At 62.9% G+C, this 12,690-nt stretch carries 13 protein-coding genes and 1 pseudogene; 5 read left to right on the top strand and 9 right to left on the bottom strand.

Annotated elements, in window-relative coordinates:
• Positions 1–8 precede the first annotated feature (8 nt).
• The 3 genes from rimK to GWQ44_RS14825 are packed head-to-tail and all read right to left on the bottom strand — an operon-like array spanning position 9 to position 2,190.
• Positions 9–914, bottom strand: coding sequence for a 30S ribosomal protein S6--L-glutamate ligase (rimK, locus tag GWQ44_RS14835; protein WP_007931744.1), 906 nt, complete (start codon positions 912–914; stop codon positions 9–11).
• Positions 911–1,393, bottom strand: coding sequence for an ATP-dependent zinc protease (locus tag GWQ44_RS14830; protein WP_007931742.1), 483 nt, complete (start codon positions 1,391–1,393; stop codon positions 911–913). Before GWQ44_RS14830 ends, rimK begins: the two co-directional genes overlap by 4 nt.
• 17 nt (positions 1,394–1,410) lie before the next feature.
• Positions 1,411–2,190: an EAL domain-containing protein gene (locus GWQ44_RS14825; RefSeq protein ID WP_275927652.1), complete on the bottom strand. Its 780-nt coding sequence runs from the start codon at positions 2,188–2,190 to the stop codon at positions 1,411–1,413.
• A gap of 115 nt (positions 2,191–2,305) precedes the next feature.
• On the opposite strand from GWQ44_RS14825, the gene GWQ44_RS14820 reads away from it, so the two are divergent.
• The gene (locus GWQ44_RS14820; protein WP_016966989.1) at positions 2,306–2,710 is read left to right on the top strand and encodes a S4 domain-containing protein; all 405 of its coding nucleotides are present in this window, start codon (positions 2,306–2,308) and stop codon (positions 2,708–2,710) included.
• Positions 2,711–2,788: 78 nt separating this feature from the next.
• On the opposite strand, the gene GWQ44_RS14815 is transcribed toward GWQ44_RS14820, so the two are convergent.
• Positions 2,789–3,601, bottom strand: coding sequence for a phosphatase PAP2 family protein (locus tag GWQ44_RS14815; protein ID WP_047300981.1), 813 nt, complete (start codon positions 3,599–3,601; stop codon positions 2,789–2,791).
• A gap of 99 nt (positions 3,602–3,700) precedes the next feature.
• Here GWQ44_RS14815 and hslO point away from each other — a divergent pair, with 99 nt between their 5' ends.
• Together hslO and GWQ44_RS14805 are read left to right on the top strand one after the other, a co-directional pair.
• Positions 3,701–4,603: an Hsp33 family molecular chaperone HslO gene (hslO, locus tag GWQ44_RS14810; protein WP_016966988.1), complete on the top strand. Its 903-nt coding sequence runs from the start codon at positions 3,701–3,703 to the stop codon at positions 4,601–4,603.
• A 179-nt stretch (positions 4,604–4,782) separates the two neighbouring features.
• Entirely contained in the window at positions 4,783–6,327 is a 1,545-nt protein-coding gene (locus GWQ44_RS14805; protein ID WP_103740884.1) for a phosphoenolpyruvate carboxykinase, read from the top strand.
• A 72-nt stretch (positions 6,328–6,399) separates the two neighbouring features.
• On the opposite strand, the gene GWQ44_RS14800 is transcribed toward GWQ44_RS14805, so the two are convergent.
• From GWQ44_RS14800 to GWQ44_RS14780, 5 genes and pseudogenes are all read right to left on the bottom strand, one after another.
• Positions 6,400–6,678, bottom strand: coding sequence for a hypothetical protein (locus tag GWQ44_RS14800; RefSeq protein WP_275927651.1), 279 nt, complete (start codon positions 6,676–6,678; stop codon positions 6,400–6,402).
• 198 nt (positions 6,679–6,876) lie between these two features.
• Positions 6,877–7,731 carry a DMT family transporter gene (locus GWQ44_RS14795; protein WP_275927716.1) on the bottom strand — a complete coding sequence of 285 codons (855 nt, stop codon included), beginning with the start codon at positions 7,729–7,731 and terminating at the stop codon, positions 6,877–6,879.
• Positions 7,732–7,793: 62 nt separating this feature from the next.
• Entirely contained in the window at positions 7,794–9,065 is a 1,272-nt protein-coding gene (locus tag GWQ44_RS14790) for a HipA domain-containing protein (RefSeq protein WP_275927650.1), read from the bottom strand.
• Positions 9,062–9,556, bottom strand: coding sequence for a helix-turn-helix transcriptional regulator (locus GWQ44_RS14785; RefSeq protein ID WP_275927649.1), 495 nt, complete (start codon positions 9,554–9,556; stop codon positions 9,062–9,064). The genes GWQ44_RS14790 and GWQ44_RS14785 overlap by 4 nt, the downstream gene beginning before the upstream one ends.
• A gap of 138 nt (positions 9,557–9,694) precedes the next feature.
• Positions 9,695–10,045: pseudogene (locus tag GWQ44_RS14780) on the bottom strand (DUF1493 family protein); the annotation flags it as partial.
• Positions 10,046–10,277: 232 nt separating this feature from the next.
• Here GWQ44_RS14780 and GWQ44_RS14775 point away from each other — a divergent pair.
• Complete coding sequence (locus tag GWQ44_RS14775) at positions 10,278–11,450, top strand: tetratricopeptide repeat protein (protein ID WP_275927648.1); 1,173 nt, start codon at positions 10,278–10,280, stop codon at positions 11,448–11,450.
• A gap of 67 nt (positions 11,451–11,517) precedes the next feature.
• Positions 11,518–12,648, top strand: a complete 1,131-nt coding sequence (locus GWQ44_RS14770) for a polysaccharide deacetylase family protein (RefSeq protein ID WP_275927647.1) — start codon at positions 11,518–11,520, stop codon at positions 12,646–12,648.
• Positions 12,649–12,690 lie beyond the last annotated feature (42 nt).

The raw sequence follows: 12,690 nt of genomic DNA, 5'->3' as shown, positions 1-12,690 counted from the left end.
CGCTGCGTTTATCCTTTGCCCTTGGTCCGGGTCATGTTCGGCCCGCCATTTTTCTCGATGTGCTCGATGATGATCCCCGCCACGTTCTTGCCGGTGGTGGTCTCGATGCCTTCCAGGCCCGGCGAGGAATTGACTTCCATCACCAGCGGCCCGTGATTGGAGCGCAGGATATCCACCCCCGCCACGCTCAGGCCCATGACCTTGGCCGCCCGCAGCGCGGTCATGCGTTCTTCCGGGGTGATCTTGATCAGGCTGGCGCTGCCGCCACGATGCAGGTTGGAGCGGAACTCCCCCGGCTTGGCCTGGCGCTTCATCGCTGCGATCACCTTGTCCCCCACCACGAAGCAGCGAATGTCGGCGCCGCCGGCTTCCTTGATGTATTCCTGGACCATGATGTTCTGCTTCAGGCCCATGAAGGCCTCGATCACCGACTCCGCCGCGGTGGCGGTTTCGCACAGCACCACGCCGATGCCCTGGGTGCCTTCCAGTACCTTGATCACCAGGGGCGCGCCGTTGACCATTTCGATCAGGTCGGGAATGTCGTCCGGCGAGTGGGCAAAACCCGTCACTGGCAGGCCGATGCCACGCCGCGACAGCAGTTGCAGCGAGCGCAGCTTGTCCCGGGAGCGGGCAATGGCCACCGACTCGTTGAGCGGGAAGACTCCCATCATTTCGAACTGGCGCAGCACCGCGCAGCCATAGAAGGTCACCGAGGCACCAATCCGTGGGATCACCGCATCGAAGCCTTCCAGGGGCTTGCCGCGATAGTGGATCTGCGGCTTGTGGCTGGCGATGTTCATGTAGGCGCGCAGGGTGTCGACCACTACCATTTCATGGCCACGCTCGGTGCCGGCTTCGACCAGACGACGAGTGGAATACAGACGCGGGTTACGCGACAGCACAGCGATCTTCATGCAACACCTGTGGCAGAGGTAGTGGATACCGGGAACACCGGTTTGTCTTGTACGTACTTGATGCCCGGATTGACCACCAACTGGCCGTCGATCAGTGCCTTGGAACCCAGCAGCAGGCGATAGCGCATGGCCTTGCGGCAGGCGAGGGTGAATTCCACCCGCCATACGCGATCGCCCAGGGCCAGGGTGGTGCTGATCACATAGCGCACCTGGGCCTGGCCGTTGGAACTTTTAATGGTCTTCATCGCCACCAGCGGCGCTTCGCACCGCCGGTGGCGCAACTGCACCACGCTGCCCAAGTGGGCATTGAAGCGCACCCACTGCTCACCGTCGCGCTCGAAGGGCTCGATCTCGGTGGCATGCAGGCTGGAGGTACTGGCCCCGGTATCGATCTTGGCGCGCAGGCCGGCCACTCCCAGATCAGGAAGCGCCACCCACTCGCGCAGACCGACAACGGTCAAATGGTCAAAAGTCTTCAAATAGGGGAAATCCGCAATTAGCTTTTCCAGGCCGCGGCTGGAACCTCGGCCAGGGCTTTGAATGCAGGTTTGGCGAACCAGTAACCCTGCATCAGGTAAATTCCACAGTCGCTGAGAAAGTCTCGTTCACCGGCGCTTTCAATGCCTTCGGCGATGACTGTAACGCCCAACTCCGCACAGATTGTGACAATCCCGCGAACGATCGCCTGGCGCACGCGATCCTGGTCGACATCGCGAATCAGCGCCATGTCGAGCTTGATCAGGTCGGGTTGGAAATTCGCCAGCAAGTTCAGCCCCGAGTACCCCGCGCCGAAGTCATCGATGGCGGTCTTGAAGCCGAATTCGCGGTATTCACGCAGAATATGGGTCAAATGGCGACTGTTATCTATGTGCTGGCTTTCCAGGGTTTCGAAAATCAGCCGGTCCAGTGGAAAGTCATGGGCGCGGGCGGCTTCCAGGGTGGTGCGGATGCACAGTTCCGGGCGGTACACGGCATTGGGCATGAAGTTGATCGACAGGTGGCTTTGCATGCCCAACTTCGCGGCCGTGGTGATGGCCAGGGTCCGGCAGCGCTGGTCGAAGCGATAGCGGTTGCTGTCGTCGACCTGGTCCAGCACGGTGTGGGCGCCCTCGCCATTGACCCCGCGCACCAGGGCTTCATGAGCAAAGACCGAGCGGTCGCGCAGATCGACTATGGGTTGATAGGCGAAGGAAAAATCGAAGCCCAGCGGCTGGCTTTGCTGGCAGCCTTCGCAGCGGTTGCCGGGCGAGGTCAGGGATGTGGGGAAATCAGTCACGGGGACTCCTCGCGTATCAGGGCGCAACCTGGGTTATTTTAGTTGAGCGGCAGGGTATACGAGAGCCCGCTTGCAGGCTCTAGAGTTGCGACATTTTTCAGCAAGAGGAATTCCAGTGGCGCACAAGCAGGAAGAAGAGGACAAGGTTCGTCTGGATAAATGGCTGTGGGCGGCGCGCTTCTACAAGACTCGCGCCCTGGCCAAGGCGGCCATCGAAAGTGGCAAAGTGCATCACCGTGGCGAGCGCTGCAAGCCGGGCAAGGAACCGCGGGTCGGCGATGAGTACCAGATTCGCGCCGGCTTCGACGAGCGCACCGTGGTGGTCCAGGCCCTGTCCATCGTCCGTCGTGGCGCGCCCGAAGCGCAGACGCTCTACACGGAAACCGAAGCCAGCATCGCCAAGCGTGAAACCGCGGCGGCCCAGCGCAAGGCTGGCGCCCTGGGGGTCAGCACCGACGGCAAACCGAGCAAGAAACAGCGCCGTGATCTATTCAAGTTCCACGGCAGCAGCCACGAATGAAAGCGTAGGAGCCGGCTTGCCGGCGAAGGCGTCCTTCGAGGGCCCATTCGCCGGCAAGCCGGCTCCTACAAGGTCTGATCAGCGCAGCAGGCTGCTGGCACGGACCACGTTCATGCGCGACAGCACCGGCATCCGGGTCATCAGCTTGAACAGCGGGTGCGTCAGGCGCAGCAGGAAGTTCGACATCCGCGCCGCATACGGCGTGTAGTAGCCCCAGCCCAGGGCCAGCACCGCCAGCAGCACACCGCCGATGTAGTCGTCCTGGCCCCAATGCGCGCCTGCCACCAGGCGCGGCATCATGAACAGCAGGGTCAGGCCCCAGACGATCAGGAACTGGCCGACGCTGCGGCTGAAGATCCCCATGAACAGGCCCCAGATCAGTAGCACCGAGGCATGGTCGCCGGGGAAGCTCTGGCTGGAGCGGTCCTTGAGCTCCCAGGTTTTTTCCCAACCCGGGAAGTAGTCGCTCATGTGCACGGCGCCTTCAAGCACCATGGACGGGCTGTTGTGTTGCCAGTTCATGACGGCCACCAGCTTGGAAAACAGCGCGCGAATCACCACCATAAGAATCAGGATCGACAGGAAGCCGAAAAACGCCCGGCGCACGTCCACCGCCTTGAACACCCAGTCACCGCGAATCAGCAGGCCGAGCATGATCAGCCCCACCACGATATCGAAGGGGCGCAGGCTGGCCACGGCCCAGATGTGCAGCCAGGTGGAGTTTGTTGCCAGGGGAGTGTTGAGGTGACGGAACAGCCACTCGTCGAACATCAGGCAGTACATCTGCCCGGTCGGCCACAACCAGAATCCCAGCAGGGCCAAAGGGAGTAAATTGCACAGAACCAGCTTGCCGAGGTTCCACCTTGCTTGGAACAAACCCGGATTGTTCATAAAATATCTCCAATCACCGCAAAAACTGCACCCTTATGGTGCAAAACCGTAATTTTCGGTGCTTGTAACCTTTTTGTCATCATTCAGATACCCAGACCTATGACTGATTTGCCGGATACCGACTTCACTCAACGCTTCATCTTTGATGAGAGCGACGCCCGCGGCGAGCTGGTGGCGCTGGAGCGCAGTTACGCTGAAGTCCTCGCCAAACACGCCTATCCCGAGCCGGTGGCACAGCTGCTCGGCGAGCTGATGGCGGCGGCGTCGTTGCTGGTTGGCACCTTGAAGTTCGATGGCTTGCTGATTCTCCAGGCCCGCTCCGAAGGCCCGGTGCCGTTGCTGATGATCGAGTGCTCCAGCAACCGCGAAATCCGCGGCCTGGCCCGCTACGACGCGTCGCAGATCGCCCCTGACGCGACCCTTGCCGACATGATGCCCAATGGCGTCCTGGCCCTGACCGTGGACCCGACCCAGGGCCAGCGTTACCAGGGCATCGTCGACCTGGACGGCGCCACCCTGGCGGAATGCTTCACCAACTACTTCGTCATGTCGCAGCAGACCGGCACCCGTTTCTGGCTTTACGCCGACGGCCGCAATGCCCGCGGCCTGCTCCTGCAACAACTGCCTGCCGACCGCCTGCGGGATCCGGAAGAACGCGAAGCCAACTGGCAGCACCTCACCGCCCTGGCCAGCACCCTGACCGCCGATGAACTGCTGAGCCTGGACAACGAAACCGTGCTGCACCGCCTGTACCACGAAGAAGCCGTGCGCCTGTTCGACGTGCAACCGCTGCGCTTCCGCTGCAGCTGCTCCCGCGAGCGTTCGGGCAATGCGCTGGTCAGCCTGGGGCTCGAAGATGCTCAGGAGCTGGTGGTGGAACATGGCGGCAGCATCGAGATCGATTGCCAGTTCTGCAACGAGCGCTACCTGTTCGATGCCGCCGATATCACGCAATTGTTTGCCGGTGCGGGCGTCGACACGCCGTCAGATACTCGTCACTAAAACGGTTCAGCGCAGGTAAATCACCTGGCAAACGCCGGAATTACGCCGTACTGACGGGAGGACCCTACTATTTTTGGGCTTTTCTGGCATAATCCGGCGCACTTTTTTCGCGGTAGTAGTGCGCGAGTTTCTACTACAAAACGTTTGGAGCACTCGGCCACTGGCCGACGGGGAACCTCATGACGCAAGCCAATAACGCCGTGTACACCGATCTGAGTGTGGATGATCTGGTCAAAGAAGCCCTGAACCGCGGTGAGGGCGAACTGGCCGATACCGGCGCTCTGGTGGTTCGCACCGGTCATCGTACCGGCCGTTCGCCAGTGGACCGTTTCATCGTTGAAGAGCCCAGCACCCAGGACGCCATCGCCTGGGGCCCGATCAACCGCAAGTTCCCGGCGGCCAAGTTCGACGCCCTGTGGGACCGCGTTGAAGCCTACCTGGGCGAGCGCGAGCGTTTTGTTTCCCACGTGCATGTAGGTTCCGATCCGGCGCACTACCTGCCAGTAAAAATGACCACCGAAACTGCCTGGCACAACCTGTTCGGCCGTTGCCTGTTCATCAACCCCGAGCAGTACAACGCCGGTGGCAAAGACGAGTGGCAGATCCTCAACGCCCCGAACTTCGTTTGCGAGCCTGAGCGCGACGGCACCAACTCCGACGGCACCGTGATCCTCAACTTCGCGGCCAAGAAAGTGCTGATCGCCGGCATGCGCTACGCCGGTGAAATGAAGAAAGCCCTGTTCTCCGTGCAGAACTTCCTGCTGCCAGCTGCCGACGTACTGCCGATGCACTGCGCCGCCAACATGGGCGAAGACGGCGACGTGACCCTGTTCTTCGGTCTGTCGGGCACCGGCAAGACCACCCTGTCGGCCGACGAAAGCCGTTACCTGATCGGTGACGACGAACACGGCTGGGGCGTGGGCGTGGTGTTCAACATCGAAGGCGGTTGCTATGCCAAGTGCATCGACCTGTCGGAGAAGAACGAGCCGGTGATCTGGAAAGCCATCCAGCACGGCGCCGTACTGGAAAACGTGGTGATCGACCCGGTCACCAAGAAAGCCGACTACTCCGACGACAGCCTGACCCAGAACAGCCGCGCCGCTTACCCGCGCGAGCTGATCGAAAAACGCGCACCGAAAAACCTCGGTGGCGAGCCTAACGCGGTGATCTTCCTGACCTGCGACCTGACCGGCGTACTGCCACCGGTGTCGATCCTCAGCGAAGAACAAGCCGCCTACCACTTCCTGTCCGGCTACACCGCTCTGGTGGGCTCGACTGAAATGGGTTCGGGCTCGGGCATCAAGTCGACCTTCTCCACCTGCTTCGGCGCCCCGTTCTTCCCGCGTCCGGCCGGCGAATACGCCGAGCTGCTGATCAAGCGCATCCGCGGCTTTGGCTCCAAGGTCTACCTGGTCAACACCGGCTGGACCGGCGGTGGCTACGGCGTGGGCAAACGCTTCAACATCCCCACCACCCGTGGCGTGATTGCAGCGATCCAGAGCGGCGCGCTGATCGGTGCCGAGACCGAGCACCTGGACATCATCAACCTGGACGTGCCAAAAGCCGTACCGGGCGTCGAAACCGGCCTGCTCAACCCACGCAACACCTGGGCTGACAAAGCTGCCTACGACGAAGCCGCCAAGGCCCTGGCCGGCCTGTTCATCGAGAACTTCAAGAAGTTCGACGTGAGCGACGCGATCAAGGCTGCCGGTCCGAAGCTGTAAGCCTCGACCTGCCATGAAAAAGCCGCCCCTCGGGGCGGCTTTTTTGTACCTGCTATTTGAGATCGGAGCGGCTCAGGGCATGCGCAAGTGGGCGTGTTCCAACAGATCACAGCCGTCCTGCACCAACAGATAAAGCGCGTTGACGACGTGGGTGGTGTCTTTGCTGTCCGCCTGATCAAAGCTCAGGCAGGTGAGGGTTTCCAGCAAGTCGGAGGCCGCCCGTAGGCGTTGTCTTGCGCAGCTATGCAGGTCCAGGGCATCGGCCTGGGTATCGATTACTAGGGCCGCAGTGTCGGTGAAGTTGCTCTTGAGCGGTTGATAGCGGGTTCGATCGAGGTTCGTTGCGTTCATGGGATGGGTCACTTTAGGTCGTGAACAGATGCACCCGTGAGGAGTGGTGCGTTTTGCTGTTCTCGGGTGACCAAGCCCGCTCGCTGAAATTTTCAGCGATGTCCGAACTATAGGCTCGATCGCTCAGGGGGCTCCATCAGCCCAATTCGACGCATTCTGTAGGGCGTGTCTTTTATGGGCTGCGAATAGCCGTTCGCCTCACGTCTTCAGATGCAACACCAAGGCCCCGAGCAACACCAGCACCACGCCGGTCACTTGCACCGCCGTCAGCCGTTCCTTGAAGAACACATAGCCCAGCACCGCAGCGATGCCGCCGGACAGGGTGCTGATCACCGTCACCACCGACACCGAGCCGCTCATGGCGCCCCAGGAAAAGGCGAAGAACGCGCCCAGGTTCATCAGGCTGGTGGAGGCCAGCAGGCCGCAGTTCTTCAGCGGCGGGATCTTCAGCCCGTCTGCGACTTTGAGCACCATCAGCAGCATTACGCCGCTGCCCACCGCGTAACCCAGCCAGAGCATGCTGATCGGCCCCAGTTGCGGCAGGGTGTAGCGGCCCTGTAGCCAGAAGCTGGTGCCGTACAGAACGGCCGAGAGCAGGGCGAAGAAGATCGAGCGGCCGGCGGCGGAGCTGTGGGGCAGTTTGCTGTCCGAGTGCAGGCTGGAGAGGATCACGCCGATCACGCACAACAGGATGCACATGAGTTGCAGCAGGCTGATCTGTTCGCCGCTGGCCCAGGACAGCAGGGTGGTGACCACGCCGTAGGAGGTCACCAATGGGGCGACGATGGAGGCTTTGCCCAGGGCGAAGGCCTTGCCCAGGGCCAGGGCGCCGGAGACGGTAAAGGCCGCGGCGACCACGCCCATCAGCCAGACTTGCGCGGGCGCGGCCAGGGCCTTGTAGAGGATGGCGGGAAAGATCACCAGCAGCAGGCTCATCAGGATGAACCCCAGGCTCTGGCTGAAGAACACCGCACGTTTCACGCCCACGGCGCGGACGTTGAGCCCCACGAGAAAATCGGTGCCGCCCCAGAGCAGGGCGGCGAGCAAGCCCATCAATACGTCCACTGACTGTCCTTGTCGATTGACGGGTTGGCGGAGCCCAACGGCCGTGCTGATTACTGCTGTGCGAGTCGAAACGCCGGGGCCATGCGTTCTTGTTCACGCCGGGACAGCCCCAGGGCCTGGGCCAGGGTGGGCCATTGGCGAACTACGCTCTGGCAGTGTTCGATGATGCCTTCTGCCTCTGCACGATCGAGGCGGAAATATGCCGCTACTTCCCGTGCCAGTTCAAGGTCCAGTGCATTGTCGGCTTCGCTGATGTTGAGTTTCAGCCCGCTGGCGTGGGCGCAGGGGTTCATGTCGTAGGCCGGGGACAGGCGCCAGCCGCGCCCGGGTTCGAGCATGAAGCCATGGTTGCGCAGGTGGTCGTCGCTGTTGGACACCAGCAGGTTGAAGACCATGCGCGACCACAGCTCACGCAGGTCGGCACGGGTTTGCGCGCCGTGGGCGATCAGCACTTCGGCCAGTTCCAGGTAGCTGGCGCCGGTGGAGGCGTCGTCGCCGTCGCTGCGATCGGTGAGGGTCATGGCCGAGGCAAAGTGCAACCGGCCGCCCGCTTCGGTGCGGTCGAAGCGCTTGACCATGAAACAGTGCTGGTCGCTGGCGAAGCGTTGCGCCATGGCCTCGGGAACCCGCAAGCCGCAGTGGCTGGCCAGGGCGTTGAGGAGCATCTCCCAGGCGCCGACGTCATGTTCGTCACGGACGCTGGGAAACTTGGCGATCCACAGGTGGCCCTTGTCGTCGGCGACGCTGGCCTTGGGGCGCGCGCCGCCCAGTGATCCCCCCGGTGCGATCAGCATGCGCAACCATTGGCCGCCGTCGGCGGCGCTGTTGTGCGGATCGTTTTCCAGGGCGCGGCTGGCCTGTTCCAGGGCCCGCAGTTCGACGAAGGGTGGCGCCGCGAGACCGTCGCGATCATCCAGGAACGGGCCTTGATCATCGAGGCGGTAACGCAGGGCACCGACGCGATACAGATCGTGCACGCCCAGCAGCAGGTCGGCGTCCTGCAGGCGGGTGCCGGCGGGCGCCAGGCCTTCGCGAATGTCCCGTTCCAGTCGGCGTTGCATCAGCAAATGGCCCCAGCGATCGGGGCTTGAGTCGGCAAACACGCCAAAGCGGTTTTGCTGCTGGCCGCTGAATTGCCGGCCGGCGAAGCGCCCGATGCGCGGGTCCAGGGCAATGCTGGTCAGCTCGGGATCGAGCAGCGCGGCGGGGTCATATTCGAACTCGAAGACGCTGGCAGCGCGGACTGTCCCGACATGCAGCCAGCCCAGGCGCCTTGGCCCGCCCAAAGACTCCCAGTCGGCGTAGACGGCGATCAGGGTCATGGCTCATCCAGCCTTGGCGCGGGCTTTTTCACGGGCTGCAGCAGGCTGCTCAGCGACTGGGTATTGATCGGAAAGTCAGCCGAGGGCGGCTCAGGGAGGATCGGCTTGGCTGCGGCTTCATGCAGGGTCAGGCCGGCAGCAGGCGCCTTGGTCGAACGCAGGCTGGGGGCGCGGCGCGCTTTGCCAGGCGCGTTGCTGTCTCCCGGCAAGAGCCGGGCATCTTGCAGCTGGCGGCCCAGCTCATCGCGGGCTGCCAGTTGCTCCAGGTCCTTTTCCAGCCCCAGCACCTGCATCACCGACAGGTAGGCACCCATGGTCACGCCGGACCCGCCCGATTCCAGGGAGCGCAGTGTGGTCAGTGACATGCCCGCGCGTTCGGCCACTTGCTTGGCGGTCAGCTTGCGCCGCAGTCGAGCCAGTTTCAGGCGTTCGCCAAAGGCATCCAGCAGCTTGCTTGTGGCGGGCAGGAGTGGGGCGGTCTTCTTAGCCATGTGCCATTATTCCTGGTCTTTGTTGCTAAAACTGCCAGAATATTAGCACTTATATTCGGGTGTGCCAGTTTGTTCCCTGGCGGGTCGGGCTGCTGCCGCGAATGTTGTTCGGCGGTGAATTTGACCCTGCCGGGGACAGAGCGCTTCCAGCACCTGGGTATCCCAGCGCTGTTGCCTGATCGCCTGGTACAGCATGCCGATGGTCAGCGGCACCTTGTCGCCCCGGCCCTTGGCCCGGCGTTTCTGAAACGGGTCGAAGCCTTCTGGCTGGAAGTAGCGATAGCTGTCGAAGTCGACAAAATCGATGCCGAACTGCTCCTCCAGGGCCTGCAGCAAATGCCGGGCGTCGGCGCCGTCGCAGCCCAGGTCGAGGTTGATGGCGGTGCTCAGGCGCAGGGTCTTGCGTTCGGGCAGGCCGATTTCTTCGTGCAGCAACTGCAGCAGTTGGCGCATGGCGAGGTCGTCGGGAAAACCGGGGGCCAGTTGCATGGTCGGGGTCACTTGCGGGGTTTGAGAGGAGGCAGTGTACGGCGATTCTCCGGCAGTGTTGTACCTCAACGGACGGCCGTGCAAACCGCTCATTGCCAGATGGCGTCAGGGTCTTTTTGCCCGCTATTTCCCGGCTTGGACCGAGCATTGCCGGGCAAAACTGTGTATGGTTCGCCGCTGGCTGGTGGGCCGGGATAGAGGCCCGGTCACCCTTATCTACAGGGATTTTGTTATGGCTTTTTTTCGCCTCGCGGCGCTGTTGTGGCTAGGGATGCTGGCGGGCTCGGTACAGGCTCAGGCGTTGTCGATTCAGGTGCTGGATGCGCTGGCCAAGGGCGCGCCGCTGGCCGATGCCCAGGTGCAGCTGCAACAGGGTACGACTCAGGTTGCAGGCAGCACCGACGCCCAGGGCCGGGTCACCCTGACGGCCCAGGTGGCCGATTCGCCGGCCAGTGAGCTGCTGATCCGTAAGGCCGGTTACGCCGACCTGCGAGTCAAGTGTCCTTGCCAGGGGCTCAACTTTGCCCTGAGCCCGGTGCTGGAGAACCCGGAAAGCCTGCGGATAGTGCTGAGCTGGAGCGCGCCGGGGGAAGACCTCGATGCCCATCTGAGTTATCCCCACAAGCTGTTGTACTTCGCCACCGGCAAGGGGCCCGGAGCTCGCCTGGAGTCGGACAGCAGCGACAGCAGCCGGCCGGAAACCATCACCATCGACGAGCGTGTGCCGGGCGACGCCTACGTTTTTGCCGTGCACGACTTCACCAACAGCACCACCTACGAAGCCTTGCGCCTGGGCCGCAGCCAGGCGCGGGTCTTTGTCTATAAAGGCGCTGCGCTGATCCGCAGCTACCGCGTGCCGCAGAACCGCAAGGGCAATCTGTGGGTGGTGTTTCGCCTGACCGCCGATGGCCGTTTGCAGGACATCGATCGGCTGCTGCTAGGCAGCGAGGAGCCGGAATCGGTCATGAGCGCGCTCGACCCGCTGCTGGAAAATACCAAGTCCATCGATGAAGTGGTGGGCAAGGACTTCGGGCCGGTGGATGCCAAGAGCCTCAACCTCAAGGGCGAGGAGTCCTACCGCAAGGGCGATTTCGGCGGGGCGCGGATCTTCTACAGCGAAGCCATCGAGCTCGACCCGGGCTTTGCCCAGGCCTACAGCAACCTGGCCCTGGCCAATCGCAAGAACAGCCGCCCCGACGACGCCATCGCCGCGGACCGCAAGGCCATCGCCCTGGCCAGCGGCCCGGCCGCCTCGACCATTCGCGCCAGTGCCTACTACGACATGGCGCGTATCTACGAGGACGCCGGGCAGTTGGACACGGCGCTGGAGCACTACCAAAAAGCCCGGGAGCAGAAGGCCAACCCGGTCTACGACAAGGCCATAGAGCGGCTGCAAAACCGCTGATCACACAGGCAGACGTTATCTCCACAACGCGCCGGCATTGGCGCGTTGTGCATTTATGGAGGTTGATATGCGATTTCGTGTTTTCCCCTGGTTGCTGGCGCTGTGCCTGTCCGGCGGCGTGGCCCAGGCGGCCGGGCCGCAGATGTTCGCCACCATCGACCGCAGTGGCTGGCCGAAAGCCCTGACCCGTACTGAGGATTTCGACACGGCGTCACGGGGCGAGATTCTGATGTTCGGCAAGGCCCTGCTGGACAGTGAAACCTTGGACGAGCCGGCCCTGAAGCAGCGGCTGGGCGTCAGGCAGCTGGACCTGAAATCGGTGAATCAGGTGCGCCAGCGCTTCTGGGAACTGTTGCTGAACAACTATCGCCTGGCCAGCCAGGACTGCGAGGGCATGCCGTTCTGCCTGCCGGTGCGCAACCTGGGTGAGCTGCGGCAGTTGGTGGCCAGCCTCACCGCTGGCAGCAAGGCCAGCTATGAGCGCTGGGCCGAGGCCAGCGCGGTGTTTCACCAGCAGTACCTGAACGAGCAGTTGCGTTTGGCGGCGCTGTTTCCCACGGTCAGCAGCGAGATCCGGCGGATGGATCCGGCGGAGCAGTTGGGGGACGAGCTGGCGGACCGCCAGTTTCTGCTGACCTTCGATGACGGCCCGAGTGCGCGCGGTGGTCGTACCGACCCATTGATCGATGTGTTGCGTGCCCAGGATCTGCACAGCCTGTTCTTTGTGCTGGGGGACTCGTTCCAGGCGCGCCTGAGCCAGTCCTCGGCCTTGCAGATGCGCGAGCTGTATGACGGCCAGTGCGTGGGCATACACGGCTGGGAGCACAAATCCCACGCCTCATGGCGCGAGTGGCAGAACTCGGTGATCCACAGCGCCAACCTGGTCAATCGCACGCTGGCGGACCAGTACCAGCCCGTGTTTCGCCCGCCCTACGGCCAGCGCCGCAGCGACAGCGCCGGGTTCTTCAAGGCTCAGGGGTTGCAACTGATGCTGTGGAACATCGACTCCCAGGACTGGAGCAAGAAGGTCAGCGCCACGGCCGCCACCCAGCGGGTGCAGACCCTGATGCTGCTCTGGCGCCGCGGCATCATTCTGTTTCATGACACCCACGCCAAGGCCGTCCAGGCGGTGCCAGCACTGCTTGAGGCCAATCGGCACAACGGCGTGCAATGGCTGGACTGTCGGAGCCTGCGTTAGGTCCTGCTGTCTCCTTTGCCGATCAGCCGGTTCCTGCGGACG

It is taken from the genome of Pseudomonas sp. 3MA1 (assembly GCF_029237275.1).
Taxonomy (GTDB): Bacteria; Pseudomonadota; Gammaproteobacteria; order Pseudomonadales; family Pseudomonadaceae; genus Aquipseudomonas; species Aquipseudomonas fluorescens_AP.
This window is presented reverse-complemented; position numbering and strand designations above follow the sequence as displayed.

Bases quoted from the DNA above. Each gene is read 5' to 3' on its own strand.
- GWQ44_RS14805 (WP_103740884.1), top strand. From the start codon at position 4,783: ATGACGCAAGCCAATAACGCCGTGTACACCGATCTGAGTGTGGATGAT.
- GWQ44_RS14815 (WP_047300981.1), bottom strand. From the start codon at position 3,601: ATGAACAATCCGGGTTTGTTCCAAGCAAGGTGGAACCTCGGCAAGCTG.
- hslO (WP_016966988.1), top strand. From the start codon at position 3,701: ATGACTGATTTGCCGGATACCGACTTCACTCAACGCTTCATCTTTGAT.
- rimK (WP_007931744.1), bottom strand. From the start codon at position 914: ATGAAGATCGCTGTGCTGTCGCGTAACCCGCGTCTGTATTCCACTCGT.
- GWQ44_RS14795 (WP_275927716.1), bottom strand. From the start codon at position 7,731: ATGGGCTTGCTCGCCGCCCTGCTCTGGGGCGGCACCGATTTTCTCGTG.
- GWQ44_RS14775 (WP_275927648.1), top strand. From the start codon at position 10,278: ATGGCTTTTTTTCGCCTCGCGGCGCTGTTGTGGCTAGGGATGCTGGCG.
- GWQ44_RS14770 (WP_275927647.1), top strand. From the start codon at position 11,518: ATGCGATTTCGTGTTTTCCCCTGGTTGCTGGCGCTGTGCCTGTCCGGC.
- GWQ44_RS14790 (WP_275927650.1), bottom strand. From the start codon at position 9,065: ATGACCCTGATCGCCGTCTACGCCGACTGGGAGTCTTTGGGCGGGCCA.
- GWQ44_RS14800 (WP_275927651.1), bottom strand. From the start codon at position 6,678: ATGAACGCAACGAACCTCGATCGAACCCGCTATCAACCGCTCAAGAGC.
- GWQ44_RS14785 (WP_275927649.1), bottom strand. From the start codon at position 9,556: ATGGCTAAGAAGACCGCCCCACTCCTGCCCGCCACAAGCAAGCTGCTG.